This is a genomic window from Nocardiopsis metallicus (assembly GCF_014201115.1).
Classification (GTDB): Bacteria; Actinomycetota; Actinomycetes; order Streptosporangiales; family Streptosporangiaceae; genus Nocardiopsis; species Nocardiopsis metallicus.
The window spans coordinates 7294117-7310852 of sequence record NZ_JACHDO010000001.1 but is presented as its reverse complement, the minus strand read 5'-3'; the positions used below and the strand labels follow the sequence as shown (position 1 = coordinate 7310852).

The window sequence follows — 16736 nt, the reverse complement described above, 5'->3', positions numbered from 1 at the left end:
TGCCAGGCGGTGAAACGTCTTCCCGGCGGGCGTTTCGCGGTACCGACGACCATGGACCCGTCTCGGGCGGGCCCGGACGAGGTGGAGTTCAGATGAGGCGTTTCGAGTGGCGCGACAGGATCCACAGCCTTGACGCCGAGGCCGACTGCGAGCGGATCGTCCAGATCCTGGGCACGCACGAATTCCCCTGGGACATCGAGCAGGCCCTGGGGCTCGCGCTGTACCGCACCTACGCCGTCCCCTCCATCGGCGAGCTGCTCGGGCACACCCTCGAGTTCACCGAGCGCACCCAGCACCGCTACGACGACACCGCGCTCATCCTGAACGACATCCTGGAGCACGGCTTCGGTCCCGGCCGCGGGCGCGACGCGCTGCGCCGGATGAACCAGATGCACCGGTCCTACGACATCAGCAACGACGACTACCGGTACGTGCTCAGCACCTTCGTGGTCATGCCGGTGCGCTGGCTCAACGACTACGGCTACGGCTGGCGCGAACTGAGCGACCACGAGATCGCGGCCAGCACCAACTACTACCGCAAGCTCGGCCAGCACATGGGGATCAAGGACATCCCCGAGACCTACGAGGAGTTCCGCGAGCTCATGGACTCCTACGAGGCCGAGCACTTCGCCTACTCCGAGGGCGGCCGCGCCGTCTCCGACGCCACCCTCGAACTGATGGTCGGCTTCTACCCGGCCTGGCAGCGCCCCCTCGTGCGCCCCTTCACCCAGGGGCTGCTGGACGACCCGCTGATCAAGGCCTTCAAGTACCCGGAGCCCTCGGCGTTCTGGCGCAAGTCGGGTGATGCGGCGCTGAAGCTGCGCGCCAAGGTCGTACGGCGGATGAAGCCGCGCGAGGAGCCGCGCTGGGCCCGGATGAGCCCCAACATCCGCAGCTACCCGGACGGTTACGCTCCGGACCGCATCGGTACCTTCCCGCAGGGCTGCCCGGTCCCGCACGACCTGCGTACCCGGGGCGTCCCCGGGACCGGCGCCAGGGTTCCCGCCCCGGGGCAGGCCGTCGCCCCCGGTTCCGTCGGCACAGGGCCGGCTGGGACAGAGTCGGCCGGAACCGAGCCGAGCGAGAACTGAGCCGAGCGAGAACTGAGCCCGCGTCCCGACCCCGCACCCCGCACCGGAGCCCCCGCCGAACCCTGCCCCCCGAATCCCCCGTTGTTCACCATCCCCACTTCCCCTGAAGGAACCGCGAATGAAGCGCTTCGACTGGCGCGACGAGATCCACCGCCTGGACGCCGAGGCGGACTGCGTGCGGATCATGCAGATCCTCAACTCCCACGAATTCCCATGGGACATGGGCCGGGCCCTGGGCATCGCGCTGTACCGCACCTACGCCGTCCCCTCCATCGGCGAGCTGCTGGGCGACACCGACCAGTTCACCGGCAAGACCCAGAAGCGCTACGACGACACCGCGCTCATCCTGGGCAACATGATCCGGCACGGCTTCGAGCCGGGTAAGGGCCGTGACTCCCTGCGCCGGATGAACCAGATGCACCGGTCCTACGACATCAGCAACGACGACTACCGGTACGTGCTCAGCACCTTCGTGATCATGCCGGTGCGCTGGCTCAACGACTACGGCTACGGCTGGCGCAAGCTGAGCGACCACGAGATCAGCGCGATCACGCACTACTACCGCAAGCTCGGCAAGTACATGGGGATCAAGGACATCCCCGAGACCTACGAGGGCTTCCGCGAGCTGCTCGACAACTACGAGCGCGACCACTTCGCCTACACCGAGGGCGGCCGCAGGGTCTCCGACGCCACCCTCGACCTCATGGTGACGTTCTACCCGCCGCGCGTGGCCGGGCTGGCCCGCAAGTTCTCGATGGCGATCCTGGACGAGTCGCTGATCACGACCTTCCGGTACGACCCGCCGAGCAAGGCGATGCGCAAGTCCGCGGACATCGCGCTGAAGCTGCGCGCCAAGGTCGTACGGCGGATGAAGCCGCGCGAGGAGCCGCTGTGGGCGGACATGAACCCGAACATCCGCAGCTACCCCAAGGGGTACGACGTGGATCAGCTCGGCACGTTCCCCGCGACCTGCCCGGTCCAGCACAACGTGGACCCGGTGGCCCACGAGGAGCTGTACGGCAAGGAGGGCGACCGACCCGCCGAGGCCGCCGCGGAGTCCTGCCCCGTCGGCACTGGGCCCACCGAGGCCGAGGCGGCCGAGAAGGCTCCGGCCGGGTCCTGTCCCGCCGACGCCGGGTCTGCTGAGGCCGGGACGGCCGAGACCGGCAAGACCCCCGTGGACGAGCGCGCGTGACCACGACCCACCGGGCCCCGTCCGAGGACGGGGCCCCTCGTGTGCCCGGCTCCGAAGCGGGCCCCCGGCCGCTCCCCCGTTCGGTGCACGCCTGGTACGGCACCGGCGCGGTAGCCCTGGGGGTCTTCAACACGGTCCCCGGCCTGCTGCTCCTGATCTACCTGACCGACACCCTGGCGGTGAGCCCCGCCCTGGCCGGTGCGGTGATCTTCCTCCCCAAGCTGATCGACCTTCTGGTCAGTCCGTATATCGGTATCTGGTCCGATAGGACGAGGTCCTCCTGGGGTCCCCGGCGCCCCTGGATGCTGGCCGGGGCGCTCACCCTCCCCCTGCTGTTCGCGGCGGTGTTCGCCGGTCCTCCGCTCCAGGGCGCGGGCGCCGCCGCCTACGTGGCGGCGCTGTTCGTGCTGGCCGCGCTGGCCTCGTCCATGTTCGTCGTGCCCTACACGGCGATGCCGGGTGAGATCACCTCCGACTACCACGAGCGCTCCACCTTCAACACCTGGCGGACCGCCTTCGCGGGCCTGGCCCTGCTGCTGGGCGGTGCGCTGGCCCCGGTCATCCAGAACGTCCCCGAGGACCCGGTGACGGGCTACCGCCTCATGGGGCTGTTCATGGGCGCGGTGCTGGTGCTGTCCATGCTGGGGACGGTGGTCGGCACCCGGCGCGCGCCGCGCCCGGCCTTCCGGCCGCGGTCCGAAGGGCTGCTCGCCCAGCTGCGGGTGGCCTTCGCCCACCGGCACTTCCGGGTACTGTTCCCGGCCAACCTCTTGATGGCGGTGGCCAGCGGCACCATGGTGGCGGGCGTGCCGTACGTGACGGCCAACATCATGGGCGAGCCCGCGTACACGAGCATCCTGATGGTGTGCGTACTGGTCCCGCTGATGGCGGCGGCCCCGCTGTGGAAGTGGCTCTCGCTGCGGGTGGACAAGAAGCGCGCGGCGGCCTGCTCCGCCGCGGTCTTCGCGCTCGGCGGCCTGGGGCTGCTGCTCATCCCGCTGTGGGGCGTACCCGGCGCGGTGTTCTCGTCGGTGCTGGTGGGCGTGGGCCTGTCCGGGACCATGATGCTGCCCGCCTCCATGCTGGCGGACTGCATGGCCGCCGAGGACGGCTCCGGCCGCCGCCAGGGCGGGGTGCTGTCGGGCGTGTGGACGTCGGGCGAGGCGATGGCCCAGGCGGTGGGCACCGGCCTGCTCTCGCTCTCCCTGGCCCTGAGCGGCTACGTGGAGTCCGGCGCGGGCGAGGTCGTCCAGCAGAGCGGGACGGCGCTGCGCGGCATGCTGATCGGGAGCACTCTGCTGCCCGCCGCGGTGATGGTGTGCTGCCTGGTGCCGCTGATGTTCTACCGGCTCCGGGACCCGGGAGCGGGTCCGAGGAAGTGAGCTGGGCTGAGTGCGGGGCGGGGCCGTGGTGAGGACCCCGCCCCTCCTGCTCAGCCCCGGCCCGGGCCGTGGATGCGCAGGAAGGCGTCCACCCCGGAACGGACCACCGCGAGACGCTGCTCGTCGGGCAGCGGGAGCGCCCCGAAGAAGGTCAGGCCGTTGGCCGGACTGCGCACCAGTGCCACGTAGTGCCCGGCGGCGGTCTCCTCGGCGCCCGGACCGATCTCCAGCAGTCCCCGGTCGGCCAGGGTGCGCAGGTGCGCGGCCAGATCCTTGAGGACCAGCTCGGAACCGTTGTCCGACCACGCCCGCGCGGCGTCGGGGAAGTGCGCGGCCTCCCCGATCAGCAGCCGGACCAGGGCCGCGTGGTCGGCGCGGCGGCCCTTCCGCGACAGCCACTCGTCCCCGAACCCCACCAGCGCCTCCCGGGCGTCCCGCGCGTCCCCGAAATGGCGGGCGGCGATCGCGGCGTGGTCCGCGGCCAGGGCGGCGCTGCACCGGGAGACGATCGTGAGGAACAGCGCCCGCTTGTCCTCGAAGTGGTTGTAGATGGTGCGCTTGGAGACTCCCGCGCCGGCGGCGATCGCGTCGACGCTGGCCCGCGCGTAGCCCTCGCTCAGGAACACCCGCAGCGCGGCGTCCGCGATGGCCTCGCGTTTGGCCGCCGACCTGCGGTCACGCCCGTCCCCGCACGTATCGGTCATGAATTCGCCCTGCCGTCGCTCTGTCGTCGGGAACCCTGCCGGGTTCCATCATCCCGTGCCCGTCATCCTGGGAGAACCCGGTTCCCATAGGAAACTGCACCGTGTAGTTTACTTACTATGGCGAAGCAAGACCCCACCTCTCCATCCGCCACTCCCCGGCCTCTGGAACCCGCCCTTCCCCCGGCTCCGGCCACGGTGCCGGCGCAGAACCCCGCACCACACAAGCTCGACGGTCCGCTGCTCAAGCTCGCCGCCGTCCTGCTGGTCGGCGCCATGGCCGCCCTGCTGGACACCACGATCGTCAACGTGGCCGTGGACCACCTCTCCCGGTCCCTGGACGCCCCCGTCTCGACCGCGCAGTGGGTGGCCAGCGCCTACCTGCTCTCCACCGCGTCGGTGATCCCGGTGACCGGCTGGGCGATCGACCGCTTCGGCCAGCGCGCCACCTGGATGACCGCGCTCGCGCTGTTCGGCGCGGGTTCGCTGCTGTGCACCGCGGCCTGGTCGATCGAGAGCCTGATCGCCTTCCGCGTGGTCACCGGTCTGGGCAGCGGCATGGTCCTGCCCCTGGTCATGACGATCCTCGTACAGGCCGCCGGGCCGCAGCGCCTGGGCCGGGCGATCGGCCTGATCAGCGTGCCCATCCAGCTGGCGCCCGCGCTGGGCCCGGTTCTGGGCGGGATGGTCCTGGACACCCTGGGGTGGCGCTGGATCTTCGTGGTGTCGGTGCCCATGATCCTGCTCGCCATGGCCCTGGCCGTGCGCGGGGTACCCAAGGGCGACCCGCGGGCCACCGAACGGCTCGACGTCGTCGGGCTGCTCCTGCTCTCCCCCGGAATCGCCACCCTCCTCTACGGCCTGTCCGTGCTGGGCGACTCCCCCTACGCCCTGGTGTTCGCGGCCGCGGGCCTGCTGCTGATCATCGGTTTCGTGGTGCACGCGCTGCGCGAGCGCCCCAGGGGCCCGGCACCGGTGATCGACCTGCGTCTGTTCCGGGAGCTGCTGTTCCGGCTGGGCGCGCTGCTGATGTTCGTGTTCGGGATCTGCATCTGGGCGGGCATGTTCCTGCTCCCGCTCTTCTTCCAGCAGATCCAGGGAACCTCGGCGATGACCGCCGGGCTGCTGATGGCCCCGATGGCGGCCGGGGTGGCGCTGGTGAACCTGTTCATGGGTTCGGTCACGGACCGGGTGGGACCGCGCTACCTGGTGGTGGTCGGCCTCCTGGTGGGCGCGGCCGCCACCGCCCCGTTCGCCTTCGCCGGGCCGGACACCTCCCCCGCCCTGCTGGCCGGCGCGATGTTCGTCCGCGGTCTGGGGCTGGGCGCGGCGATGGTGCCGATGCTGGCCACCGCCTACCGGCGGCTGCCCTCGGACCAGGTGCCCCGGGCCAGCAGCGCCCTGAACGTCACCCAGCGGCTCGGTGCCGCCATCGGCACCGCCGCCCTGGCCCTGCTGCTGTCCTCCCTGCTGGCCGGGAACGCGCAGCCCGAGACCGCCTTCCAGGCCACCTTCTGGTGGATGACCGGCCTGACCGCCGCGGCGGTGGTCCCCGCGATGTTCCTGCCGAGCACCCGCCCCGACCTCGACTGACCCCGCTCCTCAGCGTGACCTTGCTGCCGGAGGCAGGTTCGGCGCCCTCGGTTTGCGGTGGTACCGCGCTTCTGGTGGCAAGAAGCGTCACGGGGTGGCGGGGCTAGCGGCCGAGGCGGCGCCACAGGGGCCGGGGCAGCATGCGCATCCCGGCGAAGACCGGCTGGAGGACGCGCGGGGCCCAGACCGTGGTCGCTCTACCGCGCAGGCCCTTGGAGACCGCCTCGGCCACCTGGCCGGGGGTGGCCGGGAACGGGGCGGGGTCCACGTGCCGGGACATCTGGGTGGCGACGTAGCCCGGCCGGACCACCAGGACCCGGGCCCCGCTGCCGTGCAGGGAGTCGGCCAGGCCCTGGGCGAACCCGTCCAGCCCGGCCTTGGCCGAGCCGTACACGAAGTTGGCCCGGCGCACCCGGACCCCGGCCACCGACGACAGCACCACCAGGGCCCCGTGTCCCTGCTCGCGCAGGCGGGCGGCGACTGCCAGGCCCACGGACACGTGCCCGGTGTAGTTCACCGCGGCCGCGCGGGCGGCGGCGAGCGGGTCGGCCTCGTACTCGGCCTGTTCCCCCAGCACCCCGAAGGCGTCCACCACCACGTCCAGGTCGCCGACCAGCTCCACCGCGGCGGTCACCGTGGCGGCGTGGGTGCCGGAGGCCTCGGCGTCGAAGTCCAGCGAGTGGGTGGTCGCACCGAGCGCCTTGAACACGCTCGGGGCGTCGCCCGCCCCGCCCCGGGCGGCGAGCACCACCTCGCGGGCGCCCTCACGCACCAGCCGTTCGGCGACGGCCAGTCCGATCTCGCTGCGTCCGCCGAGCAGCAGGACGGTTCGCACGCTTCCCAGCGAGTCACGCATGGCGGGGTCCTTAGGGGTTGGAGGTGTCCGGGACGGAGTCAGCGGGGGTCAGGCGAGTTCGAGGCGGCGGGCGAGGTCGGAGATCAGCACGCCGTCGGGGTCCGCACGTGCGCGCGTGGCCCGCCACGCAGCGAGTCCGGGATACATGGCGTGCACGGTCTCGGGCCGGGCCCGGCTGTCCTTGGCCAGGTAGAGGCGACCGCCCGCCTCGATCACGCGCTCGTCGAACCCGTTCAGCAACCGCGCCAGGCCGGGCAGGTCAGCGGGCAGGTCCAGGGCGAGGGTCCAACCCGGGCGCGGGAAGGACAGCGGCCCCGGGGTGGACTCGCCCATCCGTTTGAGCACGGCCAGGAACGAGGGCGCCCCAGCACGGGAGAGCCCCTCCACCACCGCCCGCAGGGTGTCCTCCGCGCCGAGGGGCACCACGAACTGGTACTGCACGAACCCGCTGCGCCCGTACACCCGGTTCCATCCGGACACCGCGTCCAGCGGGTGGAGGAAACCGCCGATCGGCTGGGCCTGGCCACGTCTGCGGTGCGGAGCGGCGTTGTAGTAGGCGGTGTTGAACGCGCCCACCGTGTACCGGTTGAGCATCCCCGACGGTACTCCGGGCGGAACCGTCATCGAGGTTGCGGTCCGATGCCGCAGGGGGTCGCGGCGCTGCGGTAGGGGCAGGTCGGTGAGCCGGGCGTGGTGGGCGCGGGTCAGTACCCCGCGGCCCAGGGAGGCACCCTTGGCGAGCAGGTCCACCCAGCAGACCGTGTACCGGTAGGCGTGGTCGGTGCGCGCCATGAGCTCCAGGGTGGAGTCCAGGTCGCGGGTGCGGTCGGTGTCCACGCGGGCGTAGGCGGTCTCCACCGGGTGCACGCCGACGGTGGCCTCGGTGATGACACCGGTCAGGCCCATCCCGCCGACGGTCGCCCAGAAGAGTTCGGTGTCGCCGTGGTCCGGGCCGAGTCGGCGCGTCCGGCCGTCGGGGGTGATCAGGGTCAGGGAGCGCACGTGGGCGCCGATGGAGGAGTCCGCGTGGTGGTTCTTGCCGTGCACGTCCGCGGCTATCGCCCCGCCCAGGGTGACGTGGCTGGTCCCGGGCGTGACGGAGACGAAGTGTCCGCGGCGCAGCAGGTGCGCGATGATCCGTTCCATGCTGGTCCCGGCGGGCGCGGTGACCTCCTGGCGTTCGGTGTCCAGGCGGGGCCGTCCGGTGAGTTCGGTGCAGTCGAGCACGAGCCCGCCCGCGGCCTGGGCGGCGTCGCCGTAGGAGCGGCCCAGACCTCGGGCGAGGACTCCGCGCGGTCCGGCCTGGGACAGTGCCTCGGCGACCTGTTCGGCGGAGCGCGGGTGCGTGACGTGGGCGACGGTGGGGGCGGTGCGGCCCCAACCGCTGAGAAGGGTACGGCGGCTCACAGGTAGATCCCCAGTCCGACCAGGAGGCCGAGGGCGACGAGGACGAGCTGGAGCGGGCGGTCCCGCAGCGCGATCTCCTCGGGCTCCTCGCCCGCACCCCGGTCCACGAGCAGGTTGTAGCGGAGGACGAACATGATGAACGGAACGATACTGGCCGCGTGGAACACCGACTGCGGACCGCCGCCCTGATCCAGCGCCCACAGGCAGTAGGTGACGACCATGGCGCCGGAGGCCATCACGCGCATCTGCGAGAGGTAGCCGACGGTGTACCCGTGCAGGGCCGCGCGAGTGCGGCAGACGGAGTGTCCGGCGGGGGCCCCGGGCTCGGCAGGGCCATCCGGCCTGGCGGTCCGGAGCTCGGCCTCGCGTTTGCCGACCACCACCAGCAGGGCGGCCAGTGCGACCACGATGACGAACCACGAGGTCAGCTCCACCCCCGCCGCGTACCCGCCCGCCATCGCCCGGAGCATGTGGCAGGAGGCCACCGCGACCAGGTCGCAGATGACGACGTCCTTGAGATAGTGCGTGTACGCCAGGGTGAGCAACACGTACCCGGCGAACAGCAGGGTCAGCCGCCAGTCGCCCAGGGCCAGCGAGGCCAGCGGGGCGGTGGTCACGAACAGCACGCCCGTGACCACCGCGAAGGGGACCGGAAGGTCGCCCGAGGCGACGGGCCGACGTCGTTTGCGGGGGTGCTCGCGGTCACGGTGCACGTCGCGGACGTCGTTGAGCAGGTAGGTGCCACTGGCGGCGACGCAGAACAGCGCGAAGGCGGCGGCGCACAACAGCAGGGTGCGGGGGTCCCCGAACGCCCCGGCGGTGGCGGGGGCGGCGAACACCAGCAGGTTCTTCAGCCACTGGCGGGGACGGCAGGCCCGCACCAGCGCGCGGCTCAGTTCCCCGACCCGGAGGAGGTGTCGCGGTCCCGCGGTGGCGCTCCGCCCGGACCCGTTCTCGGTCTCGTTGGCGGAGCTCGTGATCGGGGTCATGCGCACCCCCTCCGTGTGTGCCCTGGTTCGTGTCCGTGTGTGCGGCCGGGCCGCCCGCGGGGGTGTCGGGCGGCCCGGACGGGGTGGGTTCCGGGTTCGGGGGTGGATGGGGGAAGGTGCGGGGAAGGCGCTTCGCGTTCGCGGAGACCGGTCCGCGAACAGCGGGCGAAGGCCTCGGTGGTGGTTCTAGTCGTGGTGCTCGGGACGGCGACCGGTGACCAGCAGGACGACCGCGATACCGATGAGCCCGACACCCACGATCAGCGCTCCGATCGGCAGGGTGGTTTGCAGCAGCGGCAGGACCGCGCGAGCCTGCGCGGTGTTCTCGATGGCGGCGGCGCGGGTGGCGTCGTCGAACTTGAGTTCACCGCTGAGCAGGGTCAGGACCTCCTCGCCGTCAACGACGACGGCACGGTGGTGCTCCTCGCTGATGTTGATGGGCGAACCGCTGACCGGCTCGACCCAGTAGGTCCGGACGATCGAGAACATCTCGTCGCCGACCACGTCGCCCTCGCCCTCGAGCCCGGCGACCTCGCGCGGGAGCTCGCGCTCGTCGATCGCGGTCGGCTCGACGGTCTGGACGAACTTGTAGGCCTCGACGCCGTCGATCTCCTCGACGCCCTCGAACACCATGGGGACGTTCTCCTGGACGGTGGTCTCGAAGAAGTCGTAGTCACGCTGTTCGGTGAAGAAGGGGAACTTCCAGCCCTGCCCGGTCTGGGTGACGGACTGGTCGTTGATCATGGCGTCGCAGCAGTCGACGAGTTCCCCGGTGACCCGGTCGTGTCCGGCCCGGCGGTTGGTGGAGCTGATGCCGAAGTCGGTGTCAGCGTCCTTGATCCAGGTGAACTGGTCCCACACCACCACGTCGTCGCTGCTGGAGGCCACGTCGGCCCGGATGGTCGAGTGCGCTTCCACGTCGGCGTCCTCGACGAGCTCGACGTCCTCGATGTTGAAGTAGGTGACCTCTCCGACGTTGACGGTGGGGTTGTAGTAGTCGAGCGGAGTCTTCATCAGGGAACTGGACACCCACGTACGCATCATGGGTGCCAGGGCGAGACAGAAGACCCCCAACGCGATGAGAACAACCGCAACGGTACGGCGCATGTGCCCTCCTGGGCGGATGAGAGTCAGATCTGGAACTAGGTTCAGTTCCGGGTAGAGTACTGCCCAGTAGTGAACGACGTCACCTGGGCGTGTCTGAATTTTTATAACACGTTCTAGTAGAACGCGTTTCGGTTCCCTCCCGTCCTGGAAGGCCCCATGGCGCCCACTCCCGCCGCGCCCGAGGACCCCGCCTCGGCCAGCACCCGAACACCCGCCGTCGACCCCACTCGCCTGCTTCCGCAGGTGAGCGGACGGCACCACGCCCTCGACGGGATCCGCGCCCTGGCCTGCCTCATGGTCCTGGTGGTCCACGTGTCCACTGAGACCGGCGACGCCCTCGCCCCCGGACCGGTCGGCGCCCTGCTCAGCGCCTCCGCCCTGGCGGTACCGCTGTTCTTCGCGCTGTCGGGTGTGCTGCTGTACCGCCCCTGGGCGCGGGCCGCGCTGGACGGCACCCGGGGGCCGGACACCCGCGCCTACCTGTGGCGCCGCGTCATGCGCGTCTTCCCGGCCTACTGGGTCGTGGCCGTGGCCGCCCTGCTGCTGTACGCGGGCGAGCACCTGACCTCGGTCCGGCACTGGGTAGAGGTCCTCACCCTGACGTTCCCGTTCAACACCAGCCCGCACTGGGCCGGTCCGGGACCCGAGGGCCTCGGGCAGATGTGGAGCCTGTCGGTCGAGGTCGCCTTCTACCTCACGCTCCCGCTGTTCGCGGTCTTCCTCAGCCTGTGGGCCAGGGGCGGAAGGACGGTGGACGCGCGCGGCCGCAGGATCATCGGCGGACTGGTGGTGATCACGGCGCTGTCCTACCTGGCGCTGGTCCCCCAGTACCATCCGGAGCCGCGCGAACTCATGCACTCGTGGCTGCCGCGCTGCATGGGGATGTTCGCGGTCGGGATGGCGCTGGCCACCCTCTCGGAGTGGGCCTGGCGGGAGAGCGGCCCCGACGGTCCGGTCCGCCGGTTCTGCCGCACCATCGGCACCTCACCGGCGCTGTGCTGGCTGGTCGCCGCCGCGTTCTACGTTCTGGAGGCCACACCCGCCGCGGGCGGCCGGTTCTTCGAGCCCGGCAACCTGTGGGTGTCCGTCGTCGAGGCGACCACGAGCATCGGTTTCGCGTTCTTCGTCGTCGCCCCCGTCGCTCTGGCCCCGCCCGCCCCGGACGGCGCGCGCCGCCGCCTGCGCTCCGTCGCCACCTGGACCGACGGCGCCTGGCTGGACGGGCTGATGCGGCACCCCGTGATGGTGTACTTCGCGCCGATCAGCTACGGCGTGTTCCTGTGGCAGTTCATCGTCCTGTACCTGTGGCGCGACTTCACCGGGCAGGAGATCTTCACCGGTTCGTTCTGGCTGGACGTCATCCCGGTGCTGATCGGCAGCGTCATCCTGGGCAAGCTGACCTACCACCTGGTGGAGGAACCCAGCCGGAAGTGGTCGCGGAGGTTCTTCAGCGCGGGGAAGGGCTGAGGGCGGCGGGTCCCAGCCCCCTCGGCCCTCCTCAGCCCTCCCCAGGGGCTTCGGTGTCCTCGGTGCCCTCGTCCTCAGGTTCCTCGGACTCGGAACCCTCCTGGGCCTCCTCGTCCTCCTCCGCGACCTGCTCGGCCGGGAACAGGTGGCCGAGCGAGGCCCAAGTCACGCACGTCTTCTCGGCGTCGGTGAACAGGGTGAACTGGTTGTCCCGCTCACTGACCGGCACGTACCAGAACCCGCCGTCGGGCGCTGCGGGGAGCTCGGTCTCGATCTCCGCCTCACCCACGACCACCACCAGGTTGGCGTCCTCCTCCGAGGTGTAGCCGATGGTCGCGACCTGCTCGATCCCACCGACCTCCCACACCCTCCAGGACATCAGGCCGTCCCAGCTCTCCATGCAGTCCTCGTCCTCCGAGGGCCGGAAGGCATTGGCGCGAGCGGTCGGCGCGGCCTCCACGAGGTGTCCCTCCTCGTCGAAGACATAGGCGCTGTCGGACTCCTGCGGCGAGTACATCCGCGCGGCGACACCGCGGTCGGCCAGCGGGGACAGGACGTAGGAGCTGAGTCGGCGGGGCCCGTTCCAGTCCAGGACGATGTCGTCGGGGACCGCCCGGCTGTACAGGCCCGCACCCCTGGGCACGTCCTCCAGGGACGCCCGGACATTGGCCAGGTACTCGCGCTGCCGGTCCCCGCTGAGGGTCTGCGCGTAGGTGTAGGTGGAGTAGGACGCCGAACCCGCGTAGACCAGCGTGACGGCGATCGCGGCCGCCCACACGTTCCGAGGCGGCCGCAGGAGCTGTATCCGACCGCGGCGACGACGCTCCTCCCCCGCGTTGCCCACCCATTCTCGGGCGCGCTCCTCCCGGGTCGCGAGGAAGGCCAGCGCCAGGACCAGGGCGAACACCACCGCGGCGTCGGCGACATAGCGGGGATCCGAACCGACCTCGCCGTACACGGCGCCCCGGGCGATGATGGTGGGGACGACGTCCGCGAACACCAGGTAGCCGAGCAGGATCGCCCAGGCCCGCCAGGCCGCGCGGCGTACCCGCAGGCTCGCGATCACGATCGCGACGAGCACGATCCACGCGCCGAGCAGCACGAATCCGATGGGGTCCACCAGGCCGCCGGCCGGGGTGACCGGCCCCCACTGGAAGGGTCCGCCGAGGGCGACGGTGGGGAACACCTCGCCGATCATCCGCCGCACCAGCTGCCCGGCCACCTCGGACACCGGGACCGAGGCCCCTTCACCGGTGGTGGAGGCGTTCTGCCTTGACAGGTAGAGGAGGAGGTAGCCCGCGCTGACCGCGACCATCGCCAGCCAGAAGGCCCGGTGCCGCCAGAAGGCGTACCGCGCCGCCGAGAGGAGCCCACCCGGGTAGAGGAAGGCGACCGCGACCGCGAGCAGCAGCGGCGGCAGGAACACGGCCTTGACCGAGAACAGCATCCCGAACACGACCGCGCCCGTCGCCCACCAGGCGAAGAGGGAGTTGTCGGTGCGCAGGTAGCGCACGGTCCACAGCAGCGCCAGGACGATCGCCAGCTGGAAGGGCACGGCGTTGAGCGCGGCCGACCACCAGCCCAGGACCGGGATGGTCAGCGGGGCCAGCGCGTACACCGTCAGCGGCACGAGCAGGGCCCAGCGGCGGCCGAACAGTTCCCATACCAGCCGGAAGAAGGCCAGGATCGCGGTGCCCTGCAGGATGAGCATGGTGCCCGCGGCGGACAGCCAGTGGTAGGGGCCGAAGGCGGTCTGGACGTACACCAGGAACAGGGCGCCGGGCATGAAGTGGCCCTTGTGCAGTTCCAGCAGGTACTCGGGGGAGAGGTCGCCCGCGTTCGCGGCGGCGAAGAAGAGGAAGTCGTCCTCGACGAAGTACGACTGGCTCAGCACGTAGACCTTGAGCAGGAGCGCGGCGAGCACGATCCCCAGCCCGATCTGGAAGATCCGGTCCCGCCACAGTCCGCGCAACGAGGCGAGGGAGGCGGCCAGCACGTCGCCGTAGGTGGGGCCCTGGTCGTCCGTCTCGTCGAGCGCCCGGCGTACGCTGGGGGCCGCCCCGCCGTCCACATCTGGCGCCGTGGGGGAATCAGGCGACATGGGTACTCTCCCCGCCATAGGTTGGCCAACCCGGAAAATGGGTGCCAGAATACAACACGTTCCACTTTCTTCCTTGACCGTTGTCGCAGGTCCTGATGGCCCGCGCACCCAGAACAGGAACAAGCTCCAGTCAGGGCTGTTCGAAGTGGTGAGCAACGGGTGGTCACAAGCATTGTGGGGGTGATGTCGGTGGGTCTGGAACAAGTCCGCCGAGACTGGACCCGACTGGGTTCCACCGAGCCGCTGTGGGCGGTCTGCGTGGATCCGGCCAAGCGTGACGGCGGGTGGGACGACGACGACTTCCTCGCCTCCGGCCGCTCGGACATCGACCCGGCCATCGCCCGCCTGGACGAGCTCGGCCTCGCCGCCCGGCGCGGCCGCGTCCTGGACTTCGGCTGCGGTGCCGGGCGGCTCTCCAACGCCCTGGCCGCGCACTTCGACCGGGTGGTGGGCGTGGACATCTCCGCGCCCATGCTCGAGGAGGCGCGCCGCCTGGACCGCTCCGGGGGTCGGATCGACTTCGTCCTGAACGAGCGCCCGGACCTGTCGATGTTCGACTCCGACTCCTTCGACCTGGTCTACACCGACCTCGTCCTCCAGCACCTGCCCACCGACCTCGCCGAGGGCTACCTGCGCGAGTTCGCCCGCGTGGTGCGGCCCGGCGGCGCCCTGGTGGTCGGCGTGCCCGAGTCCGAGCGGCGCACCTTCAAGGGCCTCGTCTTCAAGTACGCGCCCTGGCCGCTGGTCGCCCTCGCCCAGCGGGTGATCCTGCGCTACCCGGCACCGATGCGGATGCACACCCTGCGCACCGAGCGCGTCGCCGAACTCCTCCCCAACGCGCGGATCACCGCCTCCGACGAGTACTGGGGCGGCGACCACTGGCGGCACCTGCGGCACTACATCGAGGTGACCGAGGTGCCTGCATGACCGCCACCAGGCCCGGCCCCGACGGCACCATTGCGTTCCGGGCGACCCTCGCACGCTCCGTGGGGCTGTTCTCGGCCTTCCGCAAGGAACAGACCGACCCGGCGTTCTTCTACGGCGAGCTGGCCCGCGACACCGTCGACCAGCTGCGCTCCTACACGCCCCTGGACGGAAAACTGGTCGTGGACGTGGGCGGCGGTCCGGGCTACTTCGCCGACGCCCTGCGCGCCTCCGGAGCCCGCTGCCTGTGCGTGGACTCGGACGCGCACGAGATGACCCTGCACGGCCGCGAGGCCGACGCCAACGCCGTCCAGGGCAGCGCCCTCGACCTGCCCCTCCAGACCGGCACCGTGGACGTGTGCTTCTCCTCCAATGTCCTGGAGCACGTGCCCGACCGGACCCGCATGGCCGACGAGATGGTCCGCGTGACCCGCCCCGGCGGGCTCGTCTACCTCTCCTACACCCTCTGGCTCTCCCCGTGGGGCGGCCACGAGACCTCCCCCTGGCACTACCTGGGCGGTGCCTACGCGGCCGAACGCTTCACCCGCAAGAACGGCCGCCGCCCCAAGAACGACTTCGGCCGCACCATGTACGCCGCCCACGCCAAGGAAATGATCCGCTGGGCCCGCGCCCAGACCGACGTCGACGTCGTCGACCTCCGACCGCGCTACCTGCCCACCTGGATGAAACCCATCGTGCACGTGCCCCTGCTGCGCGAGATCGTCACCTGGAACCTGCTGATCGTCCTCCGCAAACACTGACCCCGGTCCCCGGCGCCGTACGGGCTGGCCGATCGGCCAACTCGCGAATCCGTGTGCCCGCCATCACCTTTCGTTCTACGGTGGCCGCATGGCCGCATCTGAGTACGTCCCCACCCCCACCGAAGTGATCGCGGCGTGGATCCCCCACGACGCCCGCTGGGGACAGCAGGCACGGGCAGCGGCCCGCCTCGGCATCACTCCCCTGCGCCAGTACGTGACCGGCCTCATCGCCGACTACCGCGACGGCGACCAGGAGCTGACCGACGAGTTCGACCGCCAATCCATCGACGCCGTCGTGCAGGACCTCAACGAGGGAGCCGGCATGCGCTTCGTCCGCTGGGACGCGGTCCACGACGCGATGCTCGTCCCCGACCGCTCAGGTCTCTGGTAGCCCCGGCGCCAAGCCCCAAAACGCGGGGACCGCCAAGCAGCGCCAAGCCGGGTATCACCGGCTCTCTACGGTCCGATCCCCCGTTTCCCGCCGCTTGATGGTTGCCGTCTGCGCTGCGCGCGTCAGGGTCGTACGTCCTCGCTTGGCTCCGGGCGCTCCACCTTGACCCGCTTCGCTACGACGGCGGTGGGCGGCTGTCGGGAAACGGGGCAGGTGCGGTCGGGTGGCAGACGGGGCCGGGCCCCGAAGGGGCCCAACGGCAGCTACCGACCGCGCGGCCTTCGGCCGGAGCCTTCCCCAGGCCTGCGCGCACCGGGTCGCGTGTCGCGGCCGGTCAAGGCCGCTGACGAAAGGCTGCGGCGAAGGCAGCAGGAGGCCGGGGCTGGCGGGAACCGGTCCTGCTGTCGTGGTGGTGGGGGTGGAGGCCGGCCGAGCCCCCGTGCCGGAACCACTCGGGGCGATGAGGGTGCTTCCAACGGGGGTGCTCACGGGCGGCCCCTCCACTTTGGCAACCGGGCTCGCTTCTCCCCGGGAAAGCGCTCCGGAGTCCAGGCCCGTACCCGCCCCCACCCGCACTGCTCACCCCGGACCTTCCCCTCACCCGGGTACGGGTGACCCGCCCCCGCACCCTGCACCCCGCACCCGAAACCCGCTCCCAGGACTGTCCGCTGCGCCCGAAACCCCTACACCCCCGGTGATCTTGCTACCAGGGGCGAGTTCGGCGCCGAACTCGCCCCTGGTAGCAAGATCATCTTCAAACCCAGGACCGAA

14 protein-coding genes are annotated in these 16736 nt (G+C 71.1%); 8 read left to right on the top strand and 6 right to left on the bottom strand.

The annotated features are described in order from the left end of the window. The first annotated feature begins 92 nt into the window (after positions 1 to 92). The 3 genes from HNR07_RS32150 (at position 93) to HNR07_RS32140 (ending at position 3668) form a co-directional block, all read left to right on the top strand. Positions 93 to 1091 (top strand): oxygenase MpaB family protein, encoded by a 999-nt coding sequence (locus tag HNR07_RS32150; RefSeq protein WP_184370211.1) that lies wholly within the window; start codon positions 93 to 95, stop codon positions 1089 to 1091. Between the two features lie 118 nt (positions 1092 to 1209). Beyond that, positions 1210 to 2286, top strand: coding sequence for an oxygenase MpaB family protein (locus tag HNR07_RS32145; RefSeq protein ID WP_184370208.1), 1077 nt, complete (start codon positions 1210 to 1212; stop codon positions 2284 to 2286). A 41-nt stretch (positions 2287 to 2327) separates the two neighbouring features. Further along, positions 2328 to 3668, top strand: coding sequence for an MFS transporter (locus tag HNR07_RS32140; protein WP_184373007.1), 1341 nt, complete (start codon positions 2328 to 2330; stop codon positions 3666 to 3668). A gap of 50 nt (positions 3669 to 3718) precedes the next feature. Here HNR07_RS32140 and HNR07_RS32135 read toward each other — a convergent pair whose 3' ends face one another. Next, positions 3719 to 4372: a TetR/AcrR family transcriptional regulator gene (locus HNR07_RS32135; protein WP_184370205.1), complete on the bottom strand. Its 654-nt coding sequence runs from the start codon at positions 4370 to 4372 to the stop codon at positions 3719 to 3721. A gap of 117 nt (positions 4373 to 4489) precedes the next feature. Between HNR07_RS32135 and HNR07_RS32130 the strand changes: the two genes are divergently transcribed. Then, positions 4490 to 5962, top strand: a complete 1473-nt coding sequence (locus HNR07_RS32130) for a DHA2 family efflux MFS transporter permease subunit (RefSeq protein ID WP_184370202.1) — start codon at positions 4490 to 4492, stop codon at positions 5960 to 5962. A 103-nt stretch (positions 5963 to 6065) separates the two neighbouring features. Here HNR07_RS32130 and HNR07_RS32125 read toward each other — a convergent pair whose 3' ends face one another. The 4 genes from HNR07_RS32125 to HNR07_RS32110 all read right to left on the bottom strand — a co-directional run bounded on the left by HNR07_RS32125 (position 6066) and on the right by HNR07_RS32110 (position 10321). After that, positions 6066 to 6818: an SDR family NAD(P)-dependent oxidoreductase gene (locus HNR07_RS32125; protein ID WP_184370200.1), complete on the bottom strand. Its 753-nt coding sequence runs from the start codon at positions 6816 to 6818 to the stop codon at positions 6066 to 6068. A gap of 48 nt (positions 6819 to 6866) precedes the next feature. After that, positions 6867 to 8225, bottom strand: a complete 1359-nt coding sequence (locus HNR07_RS32120) for an FAD-binding oxidoreductase (protein WP_184370197.1) — start codon at positions 8223 to 8225, stop codon at positions 6867 to 6869. Beyond that, positions 8222 to 9214 (bottom strand): decaprenyl-phosphate phosphoribosyltransferase, encoded by a 993-nt coding sequence (locus HNR07_RS32115; RefSeq protein WP_184370195.1) that lies wholly within the window; start codon positions 9212 to 9214, stop codon positions 8222 to 8224. Before HNR07_RS32115 ends, HNR07_RS32120 begins: the two co-directional genes overlap by 4 nt. A gap of 186 nt (positions 9215 to 9400) precedes the next feature. After that, on the bottom strand, positions 9401 to 10321 hold the full coding sequence (locus tag HNR07_RS32110; RefSeq protein WP_184370192.1) for a DUF3068 domain-containing protein: 921 nt from the start codon (positions 10319 to 10321) through the stop codon (positions 9401 to 9403). A 156-nt stretch (positions 10322 to 10477) separates the two neighbouring features. On the opposite strand from HNR07_RS32110, the gene HNR07_RS32105 reads away from it, so the two are divergent. Next, positions 10478 to 11788: an acyltransferase family protein gene (locus HNR07_RS32105; RefSeq protein ID WP_184370190.1), complete on the top strand. Its 1311-nt coding sequence runs from the start codon at positions 10478 to 10480 to the stop codon at positions 11786 to 11788. Positions 11789 to 11819: 31 nt separating this feature from the next. On the opposite strand, the gene HNR07_RS32100 is transcribed toward HNR07_RS32105, so the two are convergent. Continuing rightward, positions 11820 to 13889 (bottom strand): hypothetical protein, encoded by a 2070-nt coding sequence (locus HNR07_RS32100; RefSeq protein ID WP_184370187.1) that lies wholly within the window; start codon positions 13887 to 13889, stop codon positions 11820 to 11822. Positions 13890 to 14048: 159 nt separating this feature from the next. Here HNR07_RS32100 and HNR07_RS32095 point away from each other — a divergent pair, with 159 nt between their 5' ends. The 3 genes from HNR07_RS32095 to HNR07_RS32085 all read left to right on the top strand — a co-directional run bounded on the left by HNR07_RS32095 (position 14049) and on the right by HNR07_RS32085 (position 15965). After that, positions 14049 to 14816: a class I SAM-dependent methyltransferase gene (locus tag HNR07_RS32095; protein ID WP_344076469.1), complete on the top strand. Its 768-nt coding sequence runs from the start codon at positions 14049 to 14051 to the stop codon at positions 14814 to 14816. Beyond that, positions 14813 to 15574 carry a class I SAM-dependent methyltransferase gene (locus HNR07_RS32090; RefSeq protein ID WP_184370184.1) on the top strand — a complete coding sequence of 254 codons (762 nt, stop codon included), beginning with the start codon at positions 14813 to 14815 and terminating at the stop codon, positions 15572 to 15574. The genes HNR07_RS32095 and HNR07_RS32090 overlap by 4 nt, the downstream gene beginning before the upstream one ends. Before the next feature lie 88 nt (positions 15575 to 15662). Further along, on the top strand, positions 15663 to 15965 hold the full coding sequence (locus tag HNR07_RS32085; RefSeq protein ID WP_184370181.1) for a hypothetical protein: 303 nt from the start codon (positions 15663 to 15665) through the stop codon (positions 15963 to 15965). Positions 15966 to 16736: the final 771 nt, after the last annotated feature.